We start from the raw sequence: 19,081 nt of genomic DNA, 5'->3' as shown, positions 1-19,081 counted from the left end.
GTAAGCGGTTCAGCTCCAGCTGCGTCCCATTCGTCTAGTGGTCCAGGACACCGCCCTTTCACGGCGGGAACAGGGGTTCGAACCCCCTATGGGACGCCATCTTCCGGTTGTTTTACCGTTAGCATAGACTGTCGTGCATGCGGGAATAGCTCAGTGGTAGAGCATCGCCTTGCCAAGGCGAGGGTCGGGAGTTCGAATCTCCTTTCCCGCTCCAGCACACTGTCTGGCTGCTGCGTCCCATTCGTCTAGTGGCCTAGGACACCGCCCTTTCACGGCGGGAACAGGGGTTCGAACCCCCTATGGGACGCCATCTTTCGGTTATACTGCATGGGCAGTCACGACCGATACCGATCAAGCGGGAATAGCTCAGTGGTAGAGCATCGCCTTGCCAAGGCGAGGGTCGGGAGTTCGAATCTCCTTTCCCGCTCCAGTTTTTTCTATATCCGTATGTGCCAAGGCTCGGGCCAGGAGCCGGAGCGCCGGACCGTCGAATCTCCTTTCCCGCTCAATTCGTTGGTCTATTTATTCCCCTTTCGTTTACCTTGCCCATGGGCGAGGCATGCCGCGTTTTCCCGGGGCCGGACTTGAAAAATCCCTTCGCGCCCTAATGTCCTGAACTCGTTTTCATCCAACGCAAGGATGTCTCATGGCTGAACCGGCGCTGTCGATCCGTGGCCTCACCAAGGTCTATGGCAACGGATTCCACGCCCTGAAGGGCATCGACCTCGACGTCGAGCAGGGCGACTTCTTCGCCCTGCTGGGCCCGAACGGGGCCGGCAAGTCCACCACCCTGGGCGTGGTGTGCTCGCTGGTGCAGAAGACAGCCGGCCAGGTCTCGATCTTCGGTATCGATATCGACCGCGACTTCGCCCGTGCCAAGTACCACCTGGGCGTGGTGCCCCAGGAGTTCAATTTCAACCAGTTCGAGAAGGTACTCGACATCGGGCTGGCCCAGGCGGGCTACTACGGCATGCCGCGTCGCGAGGCGCTACCGCGTGCCGAGCGATTGTTGAAGGATCTCGGCCTGTGGGACAAGCGCAACGGCAGTGCGCGGATGCTCTCCGGCGGCATGAAGCGCCGGCTGATGATCGCCCGCGCGCTGATGCACCGGCCCAAGCTGTTGATTCTCGACGAGCCTACCGCCGGGGTCGACATCGAGCTTCGCCGCAGCATGTGGGAGTACATGCGCCGTATCAATCGCGAGGAGGGCACCACCATCATCCTCACCACGCACTATCTGGAAGAGGCAGAGAGCCTCTGTCGCAACGTGGCGATCATCAACCACGGCGAGATTGTGCGTAACACCAGCGTACGCGGCCTGCTCGCCGAGCTTGACACCGAGACTTTCCTGCTCGACCTGGCGCATCCGGTGGAGCGGGCCCCGCACATCGCGGACTTCGAGGTACACAAGGTGGAAAACGCCCAGCTCTCCGTGGTGGTGCACCGCGGCCAGCGCCTCAACGACGTGTTCACCGCGCTGGGTGAGCAGGGCATCGAGGTGGTCTCGATGCGCAACCGCGCCAACCGGCTGGAGGAGATGTTCGTGTCGATGGTAGAACGGGGCAACGACGAGAGCCGCCAGGCCGAACAGGCGGAGGTGGGCAAATGAATGCCACCCAAGTCGCTGTTGCGCTTTGGACCCTGGTATTCAAGGAGATCAAGCGCTTCACGCGAATCTGGCCGCAAACTTTGCTGCCGCCCTCGATCACCATGGCCATGTACTTCATCATCTTCGGTAGCCTGATCGGCTCGCGCATCGGCGAGATGGACGGCTTCACCTACATGGACTTCATCGTCCCCGGGCTGATCATGATGGCGGTGATCACCAACAGCTATTCCAACGTGGCCTCGAGCTTCTTCTCCAACAAGTTCCAGCGGAGCGTGGAGGAGATGATGGTGTCGCCGATGCCCAACTGGGTGATACTTGCCGGCTTCGTGCTGGGGGGCATGGCGCGCGGCCTGGGCGTGGGCCTGATCGTCACGATCGTGTCGCTGTTCTTCACCCGCCTCAGCGTGGCGCACCCGCTGCTGACCATTGGGGTGGTGGTGCTCACCGCGGCGCTGTTCTCCATCGGCGGCTTCATCAATGCGCTGCTGGCCAACAAGTTCGACGACGTCTCCATCGTGCCGACCTTCGTGCTGACGCCGCTGACCTACCTGGGTGGCGTATTCTATTCGATCTCATTGCTGCCGACGTTCTGGCAGAATGCCTCGCTGCTCAACCCGATCCTCTACATGGTCAATCTGTTCCGCCACGGTTTCCTTGGCGTCTCCGATATCCCGGTGGGCTGGGCACTGGCTGCCATCGTCGCTTTCATTGTCGTGCTCTTCGCCGTCGCGTTGTGGATGCTGGAGCAGGGCAAAGGTATCCGATCATGAATCATCGTCCCGACACCCTCGAGCATGCCCCGCTGGGGCGCGAGTCCGCCTATCCCGAGCACTACGATGCCGGCCTGCTCTATCCCATACCGCGTGCCGCCAATCGTGCACCGCTGGGCATTGAGGAGGGCAGGCTACCCTTTGTCGGCGAGGACGAGTGGCACGCCTTCGAAGTCAGCTGGCTCAATGCCCGCGGCAAGCCCCGGGTGGCCGTGGCGCGCTTTCGCCTGCCGGCCGAGTCGCCCAACCTGATCGAGTCGAAGTCGTGGAAGCTTTACCTCAACAGCTTCAACCAGACGCGGTTCGACAGCCGCGAGCAGGTGATCGATATCCTGGAACGCGATTTGGCGAAGGCGGCCGGCGCGCCGGTGTCGGTGAAACTGTTCGGCGTTGATGACGAAGCGCTCGCCGCGTGCCGGCTGCCCGGAGAGTGCCTCGACGAGCTCGATGTCGAGATCGACGACTATACGCCCAGCGCCGACCATCTTCGGGTGAGCGAGGACATCGTCGAGGAGACGCTCTACTCGCACCTGCTCAAGTCCAACTGCCCGGTGACCGGCCAGCCCGACTGGGGCAGCGTACTGATCCGCTACTGCGGTCCCAGGCTCGACCGCGAGGGTTTGCTGCGATACCTGATCGGCTATCGCCAGCATCAGGATTTCCACGAGCACTGCGTCGAGCACATCTTCATGGACCTGATGGCCAAGGCACGCCCCGAGCGGTTGCTGGTGCTGGCGCGTTACGTGCGCCGCGGCGGGCTCGACATCAGCCCCTGGCGTGCCACGCCGGGCGAGCGGCCGCCAGAGCCCCTTCGCCTGTCCCGTCAATAGGCCTGGCACGACAGGGAAGCGCTTCGTGGTACAGTCGGTTCGATGAAATTTTCGACAGACAAGGGAAACCGTATGGACGCACTCACCCTGTTGCACGAGCGCAGTTCAATGGGCAAGTTGACCGGACCGGCGCCGAGCCCCGAACAGATGGAGGCGATCTATCGCGCCGCGCTGCGGGCACCGGACCATAAGGAACTGCGCCCCTGGCGCTTCATCGAGTTCTCCGGCGAAGGGCTCGAGCGGCTGGGCGAGCTCTTCGCCGAGGCCGAGTATCGCAAAGATCCCGGCATCGAGGATGCCGCCCTGGACGCCGTGCGCAAGAAGCCGCTGCGGGCGCCGATGATAGTGGCGGTGGTGGCCAAGGTTACGCCCGACGTGGAAAAGGTGCCAAAGATCGAACAAGTGCTCTCCGCCGGCTGCGCCGCCCACGGCGTCTTGTTAGCCGCCCATGCCCTGGGGCTCGGCGCCATGTGGCGCAGCGGCAAGTACGCCTTCGACCCCACCGTGCGCAAGGGGCTGGGCCTGGAGGAAAAGGACGAACTGATCGCCTTCATCTACATCGGGCAACTCGGAGGGCGCCACAAGCCGGTAGCCGAGCACCGCATCAGCGATTTCGTCGAACGCTGGACCTGACATGCGCGACATCGGCGTACCCCACCCACGGTTGCCGCTGCCCGAGCCGGGAGAGCGAGACGACCTCCGGACCTTCGTTGCCTGGCTAAGTGATGCCATCCCCATGGTCGAGCACCTGGGCATCCGCGAGATGCGCAGGGAAGGGGAGCGGCTGGTGTGGGAGCTTTCACTCGCGCCCAACCTCAACGACAAGGGCACCGGCTTCGGCGGTGCGCTGACCGCCCAGACCACTCTGCTGGGCTGGTGTTGGACCACCCTGTGGCTGCGCGAACGGGGGCATGCCCGCGACGTCGTGGTGGCCGAGGCCAGCCAGCGTTTCCTGGCGCCGGTTACCGGCGACTATCGCTTGGTGTGTGCTCCCGAAAGCGAGCAGGGACCCGAGACGCTGGCCGAGCGCCTGGCGAGTCGAGGGCGCGGTCGTATCGGCCTGGCGCAGCAGCTCTGGTGCGACGACACCCTGTGCCTTGAAGCCCGCGGCGACTACGCTGTCCTGCCCGCCGGCTGACACCACCGGAAGCTGAAAACCGGCTTGCAAACGCGCACTTAAGCCGTTAGACTTTGCGCCGTTCTCACGCACAAGGGCACTGCCCCAGGTGGAAGAACCACAATGTGGAGGGGTGTCCGAGTGGTCGAAGGAGCACGCCTGGAAAGTGTGTAAGTCGAAAGGCTTCGAGGGTTCGAATCCCTCCCCCTCCGCCACTAGTTCAAGTAAACCAGCTACTTACGGCTGGTTTTTTCGTTTACACCCCCCACCTGCTGACCTGCCTCAAAGCGCTAGGCTCTTTGGCATGATCTTGAAGAGGTCGCCCATCAGGCCGTAATCCGCCACCTGGTAAATTGGCGCTTCCTCGTCCTTATTGATCCCCACGATTACCTTGGAGTCCTTCATGCCGACCAAGTGCTGGATGGCTCCGATGATGCTCACGGCGATGTAGAGTAAGGGCGTCACAATTTTGCCGGTCTGCCCCACCGGAATGTCGCTGGGCACGAAGCCGGCATCCACCGCCGCACGCGAGGCGCAGTTGGCCGCGCCCAGCTTGTCGTCGATACCGTCGAGCAGCTTGAAGTTCTCGCCGCTGCCCATGCCGCGACCGCCCGAGATGGCCACCTTGGCGGCGGCGAGTTCGGGGCGGTCGCTCTGGGCCAGCTCCCGCTTGACGAAGGCGGCTGGCTGTTCTCCACCACACTGTCGACATACTCAATGGCGGCAGTACGTTCTTGCCGGTGATGGAGGCGGCGGTCAGGAGATGGGATAGTCACCGGCGAGTTCGGTCAACAGTGCGCCCATGGGCTCGGCCAGCTGGTGGGCGTCGACAGCTTGACAGGCCAAAGGATTTTTTATATGGTTGATCGATCATTTAAATAAGTGGCAAAATTATGGCAACTGTAGGCCGTCCCATTAACTATGCCGCACGCGAAGCAAAAATAGAACGCATCATCAATGGCGCCATTCAGTGTTTCGTGAAAAAAGGCTTTCATGGGGCAGGGATGGCTGAGATTTCGCGAACGGCTAAAGTCAGCCAAGCCAGTCTTTATCAGTATTTCTCATCAAAGAGCGATTTAATCTTAGAAATTGCCAAAAGGTATTTTTCTAGAGATATGGAGGCTTTGAAAAGAATAGGAACTGCTGACGATTTTCAAGCAGCTTTGGAGCAAGAAGCCTATCTTACAGGTGACAGAATCGGAACGATTATGTACCTAGAAATCCTCGCGGAATCCTCTAGAAATCCCGAGATAAAGAAAATCGTACTTGATTCTAGTAAAGAGCTTTATGATGTTTCGTGCTCAATGTTTAAAAGGTTACAAGACGCCGGTGTAATTGGTCGACACTTAACACCTGAGCAGATAACACATTTTATTTTCGCGTATGTTGACGGAATATCCTGCCATATTGCAACGGCTGGCGCCGAGTATTCGCCTGATATGTTGAGACTGTTTATACACACGATTTTAAGACCTTTGTCTTAGTATTTTTATTTATAGGATATTGGAAAGTGACATCACCTATTTATATAAACGATCGATTGCATATATATTTGGTGCGCGCTTCTAGCGTTTTCTCGATAAGTATTCTTATTTTTATATTATTGTTGTTACAGGGCTGTAGTGAAGAACCGGTTCAAACTGCTAGTGAAAACGTCAGAGTGGTATCCATTAACCGAGTAGCCGAAAGCGCTTATGCTAAGAGTATTCATTTTCCAGGGGTGACACAGCCAGACAGGCGAGGCCAGTTATCCTTCGGTGTCGAAGGACGAGTGGTCACCGTGTTCGCGGATATTGGAGCGCGGCTCAACACTGGGGACTTGATGGCGGTGCTGGATGAGGAACCCTATAGGATAGCCCTTGAGAGCGCTCGCTCTGAAGCAGAGCAAGCGCGGGTTACATTTGAAGAATCGAAAACAAATTACGAGCGACTTGCGCGTTTGCGCGAAAATAATTCTGTATCTGAACAGAATTTTGATGCCGCCAGATCGGCATACGAAAGCGCTCAAGCGACGCTCCGTGAGGCCCAGGCACAAATTAAGCTGGCAGAGCGAAACCTTTCTAAAACCGCTATAACGGCGCCCTATGATGGTGTCATTTCAAGTCGTAGTATCGAACCCTTCGAAGAAGTCACTCCTAATCAAGTCGCTTTTACGTTTGACGGCATGGAAAAACTCATCGTTGAGTCGTCAATTCCCGGTGATCTAGCAGCGTATATATCAAATGGAAGAGAACTAGAGACAACTGTTAGCTACCGGGGTGCTTCTTTTAATGCCTCCGTAGAGCATTTGGGGGAGCGAGCAAACGACGGGTTAAATTTCCCCGTTAAACTTCGTCTTGAAGATATCCGAGAAAGACAACCTTCGCCAGGATTAGTGGTTAGTGTCAACTATCGAATACCCGACGAAGAAGGCGTGATCTTTGTTCCTCACGGTTCAGTTGTAGCTGAGCCTACAGATGGTCAGCCTTTTATTTACCGATACAACGAAGAAACCGGAAGAGTTAGTAAAACAGGCATAAGTATTGTTAGCGCTGAACAACTTGGCTACCGGATTAAAAGTGGTCTTCAGGAGGGGGATTCATATATTGCTGCGGGTTCTGCCTTTATCAGTGATGGTCAGAAAGTTCGGCCAGCTGAGGAAAAACGATAATGTCTATTACTGCTTTTTCGATAAAAAATAGCCGACTCGTTTTATTTGTATTCATAATATTGACGATCACAGGGCTGGCGTTATATCCGGATTATCCTTCCCGTGAGGAACCCACCTTACCTATCAACCAAACCATCATAACGGCTTACCACCCAGCCTTGGATGTTTATGAGACAGAGGCCCTTGTTGCGCGCCCCATTGAGCGAGCGTTGCGAGAATTAGAAGAGACAAAAAATATTACGACCTCAATAAGGGCAGGCGAAGTCTATCTTTCTCTTGAAATAAAGGACGGTACTCCGAGCTACTCGCATACCTGGCTTCGGGTCAGAGCGAAAATGCAAGATGTGCTCAACGAGCTTCCGGAGGGTATTTCGGGCCCATTCGTCAATGATAACTATGATGCCGTTGCGGTAATGACTGTGGCTTTAAGTGCCACGGATTATTCTTTCAGAGAATTGAGAGATAAAGCAAATGAACTTCGTAATTATCTTTATAGCATCCCAGGGATGGATAAAGTTACGTTGCATGGTGTTGCTGATGAGCAGATATCAATAGAACTCAAACCATTTGTGGCATCGCAGTATTCACTGAACCCTAACGACATCTATTTGCAGCTGAGTAAAAGCAACTCCCTCGGGCAGGTAGCACATGTCAATTTTGACACTCAGGAAAGTCGGGTCTTCGTTCAGAACGGCTATGACGAACTGAGCGAAATTAGGGAAATGCTAATATCGCTACCAAACGGATCCATGCTCCCTTTAAGTGAGGTTGCCGATGTTACCAGAATCCCGGCCAGGCCTCTGAATAGCGCAGCCTATCTCGATGGTGACCGTGCAATTGTTGTCGCAGGTTATATGGCACCCGGGATCAATATGGTGGATTTTAATGAGCAACTGCGCCGTAAGCTGACCGAATGGGAGAGTGAGCTACCGGTTGGTTTTCAAATGAAAACCATCACTGATCAGGGTAAAGTTGTCGATCAAGTGATATCAAAAATGATCTCAACGCTACTACAAACCATTCTTGTCGTGACAATTGTCACTGTACTTGCGTTGGGTCTTCGCGCTGGATCTTTGGTGGCGCTGGCTGTTCCTATAACCGGTATTATCACGTTAGTTTTTCTACGAGTTTTTGGGATAGAGCTTAACGAAGTAAGCATAGCGTCTTTCATCATTGCTTTAGGTATACTCGTTGACAATCCCATGGTCATTGTTGAGGACATCTCGAAAAGGGTAGCGCAAGGCGAAGAGAGAGAGTCGGCTGCTTTATATGCGGGAAAAACGCTGGGGACGCCCATTCTAATTGCTAGCCTAACCGTAATATTGGCTTTTGCCCCCCCGGTGTTCACTGACAACATTACTGCTATTTATATGCAGACACTGACCATTGTTATTGGGGTGATGCTGCTCGTTTCGTGGTTTGTTGCTACGATGTTAACGCCGATCATGGCTAAGTGGTTTATCAATCTATCGTCCACGACCCGAGGAATATCTGGAGGCCAGCCTTCATCTGTAATGAAGGTTATGTCTTCCTTTTGGGACAAGGTTATTTCGCGTCCCAAGTTGTTTCTCAGTGCTTCGGTTTTAAGCCTTGTCGTGGCGTTATTCGTCTCAAGCACCATCCCAGAGGCTTTTTTTCCGCCGTCTGAACGCAACCAGCTGCAAATATCTGTTGAACTTCCAGCGAATACGCCAGCAGAAGAAACAGCTGTAGTGGCCGAAGAAATGACTCAGTGGTTGAGTGATGACAGTCAGTTTCCGGAAATTACTGGAGCAACAGCCTATGTGAGTGATGGAGGGCCTCGCTTTATCCTGGGTCTAAATCCTCCTGAACCGGCTCCCCATTCGGCATATCTTGTTGTAAACGTTACCAAAGGCACGGTTGTCAGCGAGTTTGTCGATAAGCTAAGAGCGGAAATGCCCTCTGAGTATCCGTTTGCGGAACTTGAAATCAATCCGTTTTTTATGGGCTCTACTCCACCAGGAGAAGCCACTATTCGTCTGGTTGGTAGCAATCAATCGAATATTCTAAAAGCTTCCGAAACTATTCAAGGGGCTCTCAACGAGGTAGAGCACACCATTAAAGTAAAGCAAGATTGGGAGCGTTCCGTTACTAACTTCCTGGTAAAGGTTGATCGTCCCGCTGCCCTATCCGCAGGGGTGACTCGTGAAGACATCTTGTTAGCTCTCCGCGAACATAGTTTGGGAGAAAATGCTTCTGTGCTTCGAGAAGGAGAGCACCAGCTTCCTATTGTTGTAACGACGAATCTTGCAGGGGACATGTCATTGGCGCAATTGGAAAACATTCAAATTTTTCCCCAGTCCTCGACTCGACCTGTCTATCTGTCTGACATTGCGACTATTGAGACTAAATTTGATCCCTCCATTATTAAGAAACGCAACTTAACGCCGACGGTAACGGTGACTGCGTTGAATCCTTCAATGACATCAAAAGAATTAGTTAACTCAATTTCAGGCACGCTTGAGGAAGTAAAGGCGAAATTCGGCGTTAGGGTAGAGTTTGGTGGTGAGATTGAAGAAAGTGAAGTCACAGAAGAAGCTATATTTGCCTTCTTGCCATTGTGTGTCTTGGCTATGGTTATACTGTTTATTTATAAGTATAACTCTTTTAGAAAAGTGGCAATAATCGTCTTAAGTGTACCTTTTTGTGCAATCGGTTTGCTGCTTGCGCTGGTTATCTTTCGTCTTCCTTTCGATTTTATGGCGAATCTAGCCATTTTCGCCCTAATAGGGATTATTGTCTCGAACGCGATGTTAATTATTGAGCAAGTCGATATTGAGAAAGAATCTGGGAAATCTGAGCTCGATTCGCTGAAGTTAGCTTTGATGGAACGATTCCGTCCAATCATGTTAACCCAAATAACAACAATACTTGGACTCCTTCCGTTACTCATAGCGAACGATCCTTTGTGGAGGTCGTTCAATGTGGTTATTATGGGTGGACTTATCTCAGGTACTATTGCTTCTTTCATAGTCGTTCCAAGTTTGTATGTGATTTTTTTCCATAAAAAATCCCCTCAACACAAAGGAGCCATTTCAGTTGAATGAACTCATGCTCTACATAAGTGTATTCGTAGGGGCTGCTATACCAGTCCTGGAAGTTTGGATAGCTGTGCCTTTAGGGGTTATAGCAGGGTTGCCCTGGTTTCCGGCAGCTGTCGCTGGTTTTATCGGCAACTTTTTATCCTTGCTTCCAGTTATATACGCCAGTGAGAAAGTAACTGCTTTTGTCCGCCGTTGGGTAAAAAAACTAAAACGGATGATTTAGCCAAATTTAAACCTGGAAGGAATGAACGAAAACACCGAATTCTTGAAAAATTCGGTGTTCCTGGCTTAGCTTTTCTTGGTCCTTTTCTGATAGGGGTACATGCTGCAGCTGCATTTGCTATGGCAATGGGAGCTGCTAAACGAAGCGTTTTATTTTGGTTTGCCTTGTCATTAATCTTTTGCTCATTGTTGTTCGGTTTTTTAGCGGGAATAGGAGTTGCCGAAATTTCAGATGGTAAACAGCTACCTTTTTCGCATTAGCGGTGCGAGAGAATTTTCTGTTTGAAATAGTGGCACACCTCACACCTCACACCTCACACCTCACACCTCACACCTCACACCTCACCCCGAGCACACTTTGCGCTAGCTGCATGGGTTGGGGATAGCACGTCTAACTTGATTAATTGGCGGGTTCATAGCAATTCGTTGACTAGCGACATTCGAAAAGCCCCAGCCATGACCGGGGCAAGCGAGACCGTCTACGAAGGCAGCAACACGAAGTGCAACTGTCCTTATCTTCAATCGCCTTCCGGGTTGCCAGCGTTCACCGCAACCACCTTCATCCGACGCCGGAGTATCGGCCCGACCATATAGGGCAGGATCAGCCCCAGGCCGGCGAACACCCACAAGCCGATGGCGAGGCCGCTGTTCCACAAGATGGTCCAGTCGCCGTCGGAGATGTCCATGGCGTGGCGAAGGTTCTTCTCCATCTCCGGCCCCAGCAGCAGGCCGAGGATGATCGGTACCAGTGGGATCTCCAGCTTGCGGAAGATGTACCCCGCTACACCGAAGACCACCATGAAGTAGAGATCGAAGGTGGTGTTGCTGATCGAGTAGATCCCCACGAAGGCGATCATCGTCACGATCGGCAGCAGGTACATCGGCGGTACTGAGAGCAGCTTGACGAAGATCCCCACCATCGGGATATTGAGCACCAGCAGCAGGAAGTTGCCGATCAGCAGCGCGGCAATCACGCCCCACACGATGTCGGCGTTCTGGGTGAACATCAGCGGCCCGGGGGTGATGTTCATCGAGATCAACAATGCCAGCAGTACCGCGGTGGTGCCGCTCCCGGGCACGCCGAGCGTCAGCATGGGCACCAGGGCGCCGCTCGAGGCGCCGTTGTTGCCCGCCTCCGGTCCGGCCACGCCGCGCGGATCACCTTGGCCGAAGTAGCCCTTCTTGCCCACCACCTTCTTCTCCAAGGTGTAGCCGATGAAGCTGCCCAGCGAAGCCCCGGCACCGGGCAGCACGCCGGCGATGAAGCCCAGGATGCCCCCGCGGATGCTCGACGGCAGGATGCCGCGGATATCGGCCCACTTCAGCGAGAGCTTGTTCACCGCCATCTTCTCCTTGCCGCCCCCTGCCTTCTCCTCAATGAAGAACAGCAGCTCGGAGATGGCGAACAGACCGACGATAGCGATGATGAAGTCCATGCCTTCGTAGAGCTCCAGCACGCCGAAGGTGTAGCGCTGCACCCCGGTAGTATCGATGCCCACGGTGGCGATCATCAGGCCGATGCAGGCCGCCACTACGGTCTTCATAGGGTTCTTGCCGGTAATGCCGCCCAGGGTGGCGAAGGCCAGCAGAAAGAGGGCGAAGTACTCGGCCGGGCCAAAGGTCAGGGCGAACTTTGCCAGCACCGGGGCCAGCAGGATCAGGCCCACCGTGGCGATCAGGCTGCCCATGAAGGAGGCAATGGCGGAGATCGCCAGTGCCTCGGAGGCCTTGCCCTGCTGAGCCATGGGGTAGCCATCGAGGCAGGTCATCATCGCCGGCTCGTCACCGGGGATGTTGAGCAGTATCGACGAGATCCGCCCACCGTACATGGCGCCGGCATAGACCGCGGTCAGCATGATCAACGCCGTCTCGGGTGGCAGGCCCAGGGTGAAGGCCAGCGGGATCAGGATGGCCACGCCGTTCGCCGGCCCCAGTCCCGGCAGGGCGCCGATGAGAGTACCCAGGAAGGCACCCATAAGGCCGAATATCAGGTTCTGCGGGGCGAGTGCTACCCCGAAACCATCGATCAGGAAGCCAAGGGTCTCCATCAGGTCACCTCCAAGAACGAGAGCACACCCAGGGGGAGGGCGAGGTCGAGGGCAAAGTTGAACAGCAGAAACACCACCACGCCGGCGGCCGCTCCGATAATGAAGGCGCGAATCGGCACGCTGCCCATGCGCCAGCACAGGGTGCCCACCGCCAGGGTGGTGCTGAGGATGAAGCCCAGCGGCTCAAGCAGCATGGCATAGAGCACAAGCACCACGACTGCGACGATCAGCTCGACGCCGGTGCGGCTCCAGGGCCAAGCATTGTCGGGGTCAGGTCGCAACACCATGTAGAGGCTGGAGAGCCCCAGCACCACCGCTAACAGCAGCGGGAAGGTTTCGGGGCCCACCGCCTCGCTGCCGCCGAAGGACTCGGGAAGCTGAGCGGCACCCCAGCCGTACGCGACGGCCACGAAGATCATCAGGATGCCGAAGATGCGATCGTTGATGGTCATTCCTGCAACATCCCCAGTTCGATGGACAACTCACGAATATCCTCGACTTGCTCGGCCATGAAGTCTTTGAACTCCTGCCCGGTATAGTGGAAGGGCATCAGGCCGTTGTTCTCCATCACCTGTTGCCATTCGTCGCTTTCGTACATTGTCTCGATGGCATCGACCCAGTACTGATAGGCATCCTCGGAGATACCCGCCGGCATGTAGAAGCCACGCCAGTTGGGGCCGATGGCGTCGATGCCTTGCTCTTTGGCGGTAGGAATGCCATTGAAATCGCCCGGCAGACGCTCGGGGGCCAGAACAGCCAGAATCCGCAAATCACCAGACTCCCAGAATCCGCGTGCCTCCGAAATGTCGCCGGTGAAGGCATCGAGATGTCCGCCGACCACCTGGGTCAGTGCCTCGCCACCGTTGTTGTAGGAGAGGTAGGGAATCTCCCTGAGGGTGTCGACACCGGCAGCCTTGGCGGCGATCAAGGCCTTGAGGTGATCCCAGCCACCTTTGGCACTGGCCCCGGCGAACTTTACGCTGCGGCTGTCTTCCTTGATGGCATCCATCAGGTCAGTAAGATCCTGATAAGATGAGTCCGTAGGCACGGCGATGACACCATAGTCGGAGCCGAGGGTGCCGATCCAGCGCACCATCTCCATATCCATACCCGGAAATTGCTCTTGTGCCAGCCGTGTGGGGACGGCGGTCGAGGCTGCAATGAGCACGTTCTCCTTCCCCTCGCGTTTGCTGACCACGTGGGCATACGCCACGCCACCTCCAGCACCCGCCATGTTGATTGTTTGCACATTACCGGGAACGAGGCCAAGCTCGGAAAGCACCTTGCCACCAGTACGACAAGTGAAGTCCCAGCCGCCCCCCGGATCGGAGGGCGCGATGCACTCCACTTTTCTGCTCGGCTCGAAGGCGACAGCAGAGAACGAGACGATGCTCAAGGCGGAAAGGGTGGTCAAGGCAATAAGGTGGTATTTCATGAATGGGCTCCAAGTTGGTCGAGGCTGGTTACCTTGTTGTTTGTATTCTTTCAAGGTGTACTGGAGAGGCTATGCATCCTGACGGAAGAAAAGAATTACTGGTCGGGAAAGAAGAGGTTTCTGTTTCGGATAGTCTCATTATCCAATTGATATTTATTTGGTTTTTATTTTCTTGCGGTGATTTATATAGACCTTGGTGTAACACTGGTTGGGCGTTACAAGGTGCTTTGCCGGGCATGAAAAAATGAAGGCCCCATGGCGGAGCCTTCGGAAGTGGCTGTCATGGTGTGCTCACCTGACCTTGCCAATGACCTCCCTGAGTGAGTCAATCTGTCCGCTGAAAAAAGTGTCGAACTCGTCGCCGGTCAGATGGAAGGGCATCAAGCCGTGCGTGTCCATTACCTGCTGCCAGTAATCGCTCGCGTAGACTTCGCTGATGGCTTGTGTCCAGAACGCCTTGTCCTCTTCACTGATGCCGGGCGGAGCATAGAAGCCGCGCCAGTTGGGTGCTACGACATCGATGCCTTGCTCCCTGGCGGTGGGCAGATCATCGAATGGTGCTGGCAGCCGCTCCTCGGAGAGAATCGCCAGTACACGCAAGTCTTCACTCTCAAGATACCCGGTGATACCGGAAATATCCCCGACGAATACATCCAGATGCCCCCCCAGAACCGGTGTGACGGCGCTCGCACTATTGTTGTAGTCGAGGTAGGTCACGTCATTAAGGTTGTCGATGCCGGCGGTGTGCAGAAGACGCAGCACATTGACTTGATCCCAGCCGAGGACACCACTGCCCGTGGCGAACTTGACTGACTTGATGTCCTCCTTCAGCGCAGAGACCACGTCGTCTAGGTTCTCAATCGGTGAGTCCGGCTTGACGGCGAGCACGGCGTAATCGGCACCCAGTGCCCCCAGCCAGGTGACGTCATCTGCACTCATGCCTGGATAGAGGTCCTGGGCGAGCCGGGTAGCGTTCGACGAGGAAGCGGCGACGATCAGGCCGTCATTGCCCTGCCGCTTGCTAACCACATGGGCGAACGCCACACCACCGGCACCACCGGCCATATTCTTGGTTTGCATGCCGTTGTCGATGATTCCGGTTTCGCGCAAGGCGGACGCAAACTGGCGACAGGTGAAATCCCAGCCGCCGCCGGGATCGGCCGGCGCAATGCACTCCAGTCGGTCATTGGGCGCCTCGGCACTGAGGGGACTGGCCAGGGCCATGAAAGGCCAGAGCAGAGCGGCGATGGGAAGCAGCCGGGAAGATGTGGAGAATTCTGACATAGGTATGTACCTCTTGTTGTCGTCGGATGGGTATCGGTGGCGATACCCGAAGGTGGCCCGGGGGCCCGGTTAAAGATTGACCCTTGAATGCCAGGCTGGACTTGCGGCCATTTCCGGTGCCTTGGTGGCAGTCGTTTCAATCGTCTCGGAAGGCGAGACACACTGGACTGGGAGTCGAGAGTTGGTGAACGGGGGGCGGCTCTCGGCTCGACAGCATATCGCTATCGAAAGTCACTACGCTGTCGTCGTCCTCGTTGGCAACGTGAAGCCGCCCTGGTCCGCCATCGAAGCCCAAGAAACGCGGCGTTCTGCCACCCGAGGAGAGGTTCCTGAGATGGCTCAGGTGGCCGTTGCGGGGATCGATCTCGAAGAGCGCGAGACTGTCCTCGCCACGGTTGGAGGCCAGTACATGCCGTCCCGCCGGATGCACCACGATGCCTGCGGCACGGTTGTTGCCTGTGTGGCTGGCGGAAAGACTGGGTAGGATCTGCAGCGGGTGCATCTCGCCGCTGGCGTAATCGATGCGATAGGTCGTGACAGTGGAATCAAGCTCGTTGACCACGTAGGCCAGGGGGCGCTCGGGGTGGAAGTCGATATGCCGTGGACCGGCCCCCTCGCGAGTCGCAATCTTGAGCATTTGCTGCGCCAGCAACTGGCCACGGTCGGCGTCGAAGGGGATCACGAACAGGCAGTCCAGTCCCTTATCAGGAACCACGACATGCTGGCCATCTGGTGTGAAGGGGTTGGCATGGGGCTTGGAGAAGGGCTGCTCCATGCGGTGCGGGCCAGGCTTGCCACTCAGTTCCACGAAATCGACCACTCCGCGAAGCTCGCCGTTCGGCGCCAGTCCGATCAGAGCCACGGAACTGGAGATGTGGTTGGAGACCACGATGAAGCGCTCGCTGGGATCGATCGCCAGGTGCACCGGATTAGCACCGCCGGTACTCACCTGGTTGAGGAAGCTGAGCTCCCCGCTAACGGGATGTATGGCGAAGGCGCTGATCTCGCTGCGATCGCCATGTATGCAGTAGAGCCTATCACCATCGCGGTTGATCACGAGGTAAGAAGGGTTGGTCAAGCCGTCTAACGACTGGATCTGTTCCCAGTGCCGGGCAGAGTCATCGACGCGATAGACGCTGATACCCTTGCCGCGTGCCTGGCGTCGTTGGGTGGTTCGACAACCGATGTAAGCCAGCATGAATTGAGTCCTGTATCACGCTCGAGGCCGCGCCTCGAGCTGGAATGGCGAAATGGAGTCAGCGACCGTGCCGCTCGGCCTCCAGTGTCTTGCGCACCACGAAGGGCAGGATGCCGCCGTGCATCAGGTAACGCAGTTCCTGGGAGGAGTCGATCCGCAGGTTCAGTTTGATCCGGGTGTCATCGCTCGCGTGGCGACGAAGGCGCAGGATCGCCGGGTTCGAGCCGATCGCCAGGGACCTGCCCACCTCGATGTCGATCGCTTCGTCCCCGCTCAGGGCCAGTTGCTCGGCAGTCACACCCTCGGGGAGCAGCAGCGGCAGTACCCCCATGCCGATCAGGTTGCTGCGATGGATGCGCTCGAAGCTGCCGGCGATCACCGCTCGCACGCCCATCAGGGCCTGGGCCTTGGCGGCCCAGTCGCGGCTCGATCCGGCGCCGTAGTTGATGCCGGCAAAGACCACCAGCGGGATGTCGTGTTCGATATAGCCTTGCACGGCCTCGAATAGCGGGCGCGGCTCACCCCCGTCGAGGGGGCGGGCCCAGACGCCGTCGCCGCTCGGCATGCCGGGCAGGCGGTTGTCGACGCGGCGGTTGGTGAAGGCGCCGCGCAGCATCACCTCATGGTTGCTGCGACGGGTTGAGTACTGATTGAGGTTGGCTGGGTCCTCGCCCATCTCGATCAGGTAGCGCCCCGCCTGGCTGTCCGCAGGAATCGCCCCCGCGGGGGAGATGTGGTCGGTGGTGACGTTGTCGCCCAGTTGCATGATGACCCGGGCGTCGCGGATCGACAGCGTCTCGCGCGGCGCCTCGTCGATGCCCTCCAGGTAGCGCGGCCGCCGCAGGTAGGTGGAGTCGGGCCGCCAGGGGAAGCGCAGGCTGCTCTGGGCATTGAGTTTCTGCCACTGCTCAGTGCCTTCCCAGAGGGTGGCGTTGTGGGCCGCGTACCCCTCGGGGGTGACCACCTTGCGGATCATCGCCTCGACCTCGTCGTCGTGGGGCATCAGGTCGGCGAGATAGACCGGCTGACCAGCCGCATCCTCGGCGAGGGGCTCACGGGTGATGTCCCGGTCCACATCGCCAGCGATGGCGTAGGCCACCACCAGGGCGGGCGACATCAGGTAGCCCGACGAGAGACGCGGATTGACGCGCCCCTGGAAGTTGCGGTTGCCGGAGAGGACCGCGACCCCATCGAGGCCAGCATCGACGCGGGCCTCGACCGCGGGGATCAAGCTCCCGGAGTTGCCGATGCAGGTCATGCAGCCGATGCCCGCCAGCGAGAAGCCCAGGGCATCGAAGTCGTCCTGCAGGCCGGCCCGTTGCAGGTAGTCGGCCACCACACGCGAGCCCGGCGAGAGCGAGGTCTTGACCCAGGGCTTGCGCGTCAGGCCGCGTTGCCGGGCACGACGGGCCAGCAGCCCGGCCTGGATTACCTCGGACGGGTTAGCGGTATTGGTGCAACTAGTGATTGCGGCGATGACGACCGCACCGTGATCCAGGGTGCGGGCCCAGTCGGGAAGGTCGCCTACGCCGGCATGGCTGGAGGCAAGCACCTCGGTGGCGCCTTTGTCGGGGCGGGCGAGCCGACGATAGGAGGCCGGAAGCTCGCTTAGCGGGTGGCGTTGGTGCGGCTGGTGGGGGCCGGCCACGCTGGGCTCGATGCGCGAGAGGTTGATCTCCAGGCAGCGGTCGAAACGTGGCTCGGGCGTGTGGTCGTGGCGCCATAGCCCCTGGGTCTCGAGGTAGGCTGCGACCCGCTGACGCAGGGCGGCAGGTCGCCCGCTGAGGCCGAGGTAGGCCATGGTGATGTCATCGAAGGGGAAGAACACCACCGTCGCGCCATACTCCGGCGCCATGTTGGCCACCGTGGCCCTCGCCGCCAGGTCGAGGCCCGCCAGCCCCGGGCCGCAGAACTCGACGAACTTGCCCACCACCCCCTCCGCCCGCAGTAGCTCGGCGATGTGCAGGGCCAGGTCCATGGCGGTGACCGAGGGACCCAGACGCCCGGTGAGGCGGATGCCAACCACCTCGGGCAGGGTCAGGGTGACCGGCTCGCCGAGCACCGCGGCCTGGCCCTCCAGCCCTCCCACGCCCCAGGCCAGCACCCCCAGAGCATTGATCATCGGCGTATGGCTGTCGGTGGCCACCATGTTGTCAGGATGCAACCAGGCCAGGCCGCCGTCATCGTCCTCGCTGACCCATACCACCTCGGCCAGGGACTCCATGTTGACCTGGTGGATGATCCCGGTACCCGGCGGTACCACCTTGAAGTTGTCCAGGCTGCGCTCAGCCCATTTCAGGAAGCGATACCGCTCTTCGTTACGGTGAAAGTCGATGTCCAGGTTGCGGGCAAAGGTATCCGGACGATCGAAGTGCTCGACGATCACCGAGTGATCGATTGCCAGCACCGCTGGAATCGCCGGATTGATGCGACTGGCCTCGCCGCCCATCTCGGCGACGGCGTCGCGCATCCCGGCGAAGTCGGCCAGGGCGGGCAGGCAGGTGGTGTCGTGGAACATCAGACGGTTGGGGTAGTAGCCGACTTCGCCCTGGGTCGCTTGGCCGATCAGGAAGTCGAGGAAGTCCGGAAGGGCATTCGGGGAACGGCGGGCCACATTTTCCAGCAGGAGGCGCAATGAATAGGGCAGCCGTTCGAGCCGGTCTTCATCCACCAAGTCGACCAGGGCAATGTAGCGATAATTCTGCCCCTTGACCGTCAACTGGCGTGGGGGAGGCGTATCGTAGGGGTGATCACTCATGCGAGTCTCCTCGGGCGCCGGGCTGGGGCGCGATGGAAGACACGCTAACGCACCGCTCACAAGAGAAAAATTGAAGCTTCGCCAAGCCAGCGTTC

Annotated in this window: 16 protein-coding genes, 5 tRNA genes and 1 pseudogene; 15 read left to right on the top strand and 7 right to left on the bottom strand. The window is 57.5% G+C overall.

Annotation, left to right across the window (positions count from 1 at the left end):
* Window positions 1–23 precede the first annotated feature (23 nt).
* The 10 genes from ACOJCM_RS03075 (at window position 24) to ACOJCM_RS03030 (ending at window position 4,541) form a co-directional block, all read left to right on the top strand.
* Window positions 24–99, top strand: a tRNA-Glu gene (locus ACOJCM_RS03075).
* A gap of 40 nt (window positions 100–139) precedes the next feature.
* Window positions 140–214, top strand: a tRNA-Gly gene (locus tag ACOJCM_RS03070).
* A gap of 20 nt (window positions 215–234) precedes the next feature.
* Window positions 235–310: transfer RNA gene (locus tag ACOJCM_RS03065), tRNA-Glu, on the top strand.
* 45 nt (window positions 311–355) lie between these two features.
* Window positions 356–430 (top strand) — tRNA-Gly (locus ACOJCM_RS03060).
* 216 nt (window positions 431–646) lie between these two features.
* A complete protein-coding gene (locus tag ACOJCM_RS03055; RefSeq protein WP_445210593.1) occupies window positions 647–1,609 on the top strand; it encodes an ABC transporter ATP-binding protein in 963 nt (320 codons plus the stop codon).
* Window positions 1,606–2,379: an ABC transporter permease gene (locus ACOJCM_RS03050; RefSeq protein WP_445210592.1), complete on the top strand. Its 774-nt coding sequence runs from the start codon at window positions 1,606–1,608 to the stop codon at window positions 2,377–2,379. Before ACOJCM_RS03055 ends, ACOJCM_RS03050 begins: the two co-directional genes overlap by 4 nt.
* Window positions 2,376–3,209 carry an NADPH-dependent 7-cyano-7-deazaguanine reductase QueF gene (gene queF, locus ACOJCM_RS03045; RefSeq protein ID WP_445210591.1) on the top strand — a complete coding sequence of 278 codons (834 nt, stop codon included), beginning with the start codon at window positions 2,376–2,378 and terminating at the stop codon, window positions 3,207–3,209. Before ACOJCM_RS03050 ends, queF begins: the two co-directional genes overlap by 4 nt.
* Window positions 3,210–3,281: 72 nt before the next feature.
* Complete coding sequence (locus tag ACOJCM_RS03040) at window positions 3,282–3,842, top strand: nitroreductase family protein (protein ID WP_445210590.1); 561 nt, start codon at window positions 3,282–3,284, stop codon at window positions 3,840–3,842.
* A 1-nt stretch (window position 3,843) separates the two neighbouring features.
* The gene (locus ACOJCM_RS03035; RefSeq protein ID WP_445210589.1) at window positions 3,844–4,347 is read left to right on the top strand and encodes a YiiD C-terminal domain-containing protein; all 504 of its coding nucleotides are present in this window, start codon (window positions 3,844–3,846) and stop codon (window positions 4,345–4,347) included.
* 106 nt (window positions 4,348–4,453) lie between these two features.
* Window positions 4,454–4,541, top strand: a tRNA-Ser gene (locus ACOJCM_RS03030).
* A gap of 67 nt (window positions 4,542–4,608) precedes the next feature.
* Here ACOJCM_RS03030 and ACOJCM_RS03025 read toward each other — a convergent pair.
* A pseudogene (locus tag ACOJCM_RS03025) lies at window positions 4,609–5,172 on the bottom strand (FAD-binding protein); the annotation flags it as partial.
* Window positions 5,173–5,219: 47 nt separating this feature from the next.
* On the opposite strand from ACOJCM_RS03025, the gene ACOJCM_RS03020 reads away from it, so the two are divergent.
* The 4 genes from ACOJCM_RS03020 to ACOJCM_RS03005 are packed head-to-tail and all read left to right on the top strand — an operon-like array spanning window position 5,220 to window position 10,264.
* Complete coding sequence (locus ACOJCM_RS03020; RefSeq protein WP_445210588.1) at window positions 5,220–5,810, top strand: TetR/AcrR family transcriptional regulator; 591 nt, start codon at window positions 5,220–5,222, stop codon at window positions 5,808–5,810.
* A gap of 26 nt (window positions 5,811–5,836) precedes the next feature.
* Window positions 5,837–6,976 (top strand): efflux RND transporter periplasmic adaptor subunit, encoded by a 1,140-nt coding sequence (locus tag ACOJCM_RS03015; RefSeq protein ID WP_445210587.1) that lies wholly within the window; start codon window positions 5,837–5,839, stop codon window positions 6,974–6,976.
* Window positions 6,976–10,044: an efflux RND transporter permease subunit gene (locus ACOJCM_RS03010; protein ID WP_445210586.1), complete on the top strand. Its 3,069-nt coding sequence runs from the start codon at window positions 6,976–6,978 to the stop codon at window positions 10,042–10,044. The genes ACOJCM_RS03015 and ACOJCM_RS03010 overlap by 1 nt, the downstream gene beginning before the upstream one ends.
* Window positions 10,037–10,264 (top strand): hypothetical protein, encoded by a 228-nt coding sequence (locus tag ACOJCM_RS03005; protein WP_445210585.1) that lies wholly within the window; start codon window positions 10,037–10,039, stop codon window positions 10,262–10,264. Before ACOJCM_RS03010 ends, ACOJCM_RS03005 begins: the two co-directional genes overlap by 8 nt.
* 517 nt (window positions 10,265–10,781) lie before the next feature.
* On the opposite strand, the gene ACOJCM_RS03000 is transcribed toward ACOJCM_RS03005, so the two are convergent.
* Genes ACOJCM_RS03000 through ACOJCM_RS02990 form a run of 3 tightly spaced genes read right to left on the bottom strand, consistent with a single transcriptional unit; the run spans window position 10,782 to window position 13,746 of the window.
* The gene (locus tag ACOJCM_RS03000; protein WP_445210584.1) at window positions 10,782–12,311 is read right to left on the bottom strand and encodes a tripartite tricarboxylate transporter permease; all 1,530 of its coding nucleotides are present in this window, start codon (window positions 12,309–12,311) and stop codon (window positions 10,782–10,784) included.
* Window positions 12,311–12,763: a tripartite tricarboxylate transporter TctB family protein gene (locus ACOJCM_RS02995; protein WP_445210583.1), complete on the bottom strand. Its 453-nt coding sequence runs from the start codon at window positions 12,761–12,763 to the stop codon at window positions 12,311–12,313. Before ACOJCM_RS02995 ends, ACOJCM_RS03000 begins: the two co-directional genes overlap by 1 nt.
* Window positions 12,760–13,746, bottom strand: a complete 987-nt coding sequence (locus tag ACOJCM_RS02990) for a Bug family tripartite tricarboxylate transporter substrate binding protein (RefSeq protein WP_445210582.1) — start codon at window positions 13,744–13,746, stop codon at window positions 12,760–12,762. The genes ACOJCM_RS02995 and ACOJCM_RS02990 overlap by 4 nt, the downstream gene beginning before the upstream one ends.
* Window positions 13,747–13,817: 71 nt before the next feature.
* Between ACOJCM_RS02990 and ACOJCM_RS02985 the strand changes: the two genes are divergently transcribed.
* Window positions 13,818–13,994: a hypothetical protein gene (locus ACOJCM_RS02985; RefSeq protein WP_445210581.1), complete on the top strand. Its 177-nt coding sequence runs from the start codon at window positions 13,818–13,820 to the stop codon at window positions 13,992–13,994.
* Window positions 13,995–14,037: 43 nt separating this feature from the next.
* Here the strand turns inward: ACOJCM_RS02985 and ACOJCM_RS02980 are convergent, their stop codons facing one another.
* The 3 genes from ACOJCM_RS02980 to acnA all read right to left on the bottom strand — a co-directional run bounded on the left by ACOJCM_RS02980 (window position 14,038) and on the right by acnA (window position 18,986).
* Window positions 14,038–15,030, bottom strand: a complete 993-nt coding sequence (locus tag ACOJCM_RS02980; RefSeq protein WP_445210580.1) for a Bug family tripartite tricarboxylate transporter substrate binding protein — start codon at window positions 15,028–15,030, stop codon at window positions 14,038–14,040.
* Between the two features lie 136 nt (window positions 15,031–15,166).
* Window positions 15,167–16,228, bottom strand: a complete 1,062-nt coding sequence (locus ACOJCM_RS02975; protein WP_445210579.1) for a lactonase family protein — start codon at window positions 16,226–16,228, stop codon at window positions 15,167–15,169.
* Window positions 16,229–16,286: 58 nt separating this feature from the next.
* Window positions 16,287–18,986 carry an aconitate hydratase AcnA gene (gene acnA / locus ACOJCM_RS02970; RefSeq protein WP_445210578.1) on the bottom strand — a complete coding sequence of 900 codons (2,700 nt, stop codon included), beginning with the start codon at window positions 18,984–18,986 and terminating at the stop codon, window positions 16,287–16,289.
* Between the last annotated feature and the right edge of the window lie 95 nt (window positions 18,987–19,081).

It is taken from the genome of Billgrantia hypersalina (assembly GCF_052584175.1).
Note: the sequence above shows the minus strand (reverse complement) of the source record. Positions and strands in the feature narration are given on the sequence as shown.

What these genes read in the sequence shown, in the direction of transcription:
- ACOJCM_RS03035 (WP_445210589.1), top strand. Translation starts at nt 3,844, where the DNA reads ATGCGCGACATCGGCGTACCCCACCCACGGTTGCCGCTGCCCGAGCCG.
- ACOJCM_RS03010 (WP_445210586.1), top strand. Translation starts at nt 6,976, where the DNA reads ATGTCTATTACTGCTTTTTCGATAAAAAATAGCCGACTCGTTTTATTT.
- ACOJCM_RS02980 (WP_445210580.1), bottom strand. Translation starts at nt 15,030, where the DNA reads ATGTCAGAATTCTCCACATCTTCCCGGCTGCTTCCCATCGCCGCTCTG.
- ACOJCM_RS03020 (WP_445210588.1), top strand. Translation starts at nt 5,220, where the DNA reads ATGGCAACTGTAGGCCGTCCCATTAACTATGCCGCACGCGAAGCAAAA.
- ACOJCM_RS03040 (WP_445210590.1), top strand. Translation starts at nt 3,282, where the DNA reads ATGGACGCACTCACCCTGTTGCACGAGCGCAGTTCAATGGGCAAGTTG.
- acnA (WP_445210578.1), bottom strand. Translation starts at nt 18,986, where the DNA reads ATGAGTGATCACCCCTACGATACGCCTCCCCCACGCCAGTTGACGGTC.
- ACOJCM_RS02990 (WP_445210582.1), bottom strand. Translation starts at nt 13,746, where the DNA reads ATGAAATACCACCTTATTGCCTTGACCACCCTTTCCGCCTTGAGCATC.
- ACOJCM_RS03000 (WP_445210584.1), bottom strand. Translation starts at nt 12,311, where the DNA reads ATGGAGACCCTTGGCTTCCTGATCGATGGTTTCGGGGTAGCACTCGCC.
- ACOJCM_RS03050 (WP_445210592.1), top strand. Translation starts at nt 1,606, where the DNA reads ATGAATGCCACCCAAGTCGCTGTTGCGCTTTGGACCCTGGTATTCAAG.
- ACOJCM_RS02975 (WP_445210579.1), bottom strand. Translation starts at nt 16,228, where the DNA reads ATGCTGGCTTACATCGGTTGTCGAACCACCCAACGACGCCAGGCACGC.
- ACOJCM_RS02985 (WP_445210581.1), top strand. Translation starts at nt 13,818, where the DNA reads ATGCATCCTGACGGAAGAAAAGAATTACTGGTCGGGAAAGAAGAGGTT.
- ACOJCM_RS03055 (WP_445210593.1), top strand. Translation starts at nt 647, where the DNA reads ATGGCTGAACCGGCGCTGTCGATCCGTGGCCTCACCAAGGTCTATGGC.
- ACOJCM_RS02995 (WP_445210583.1), bottom strand. Translation starts at nt 12,763, where the DNA reads ATGACCATCAACGATCGCATCTTCGGCATCCTGATGATCTTCGTGGCC.
- queF (WP_445210591.1), top strand. Translation starts at nt 2,376, where the DNA reads ATGAATCATCGTCCCGACACCCTCGAGCATGCCCCGCTGGGGCGCGAG.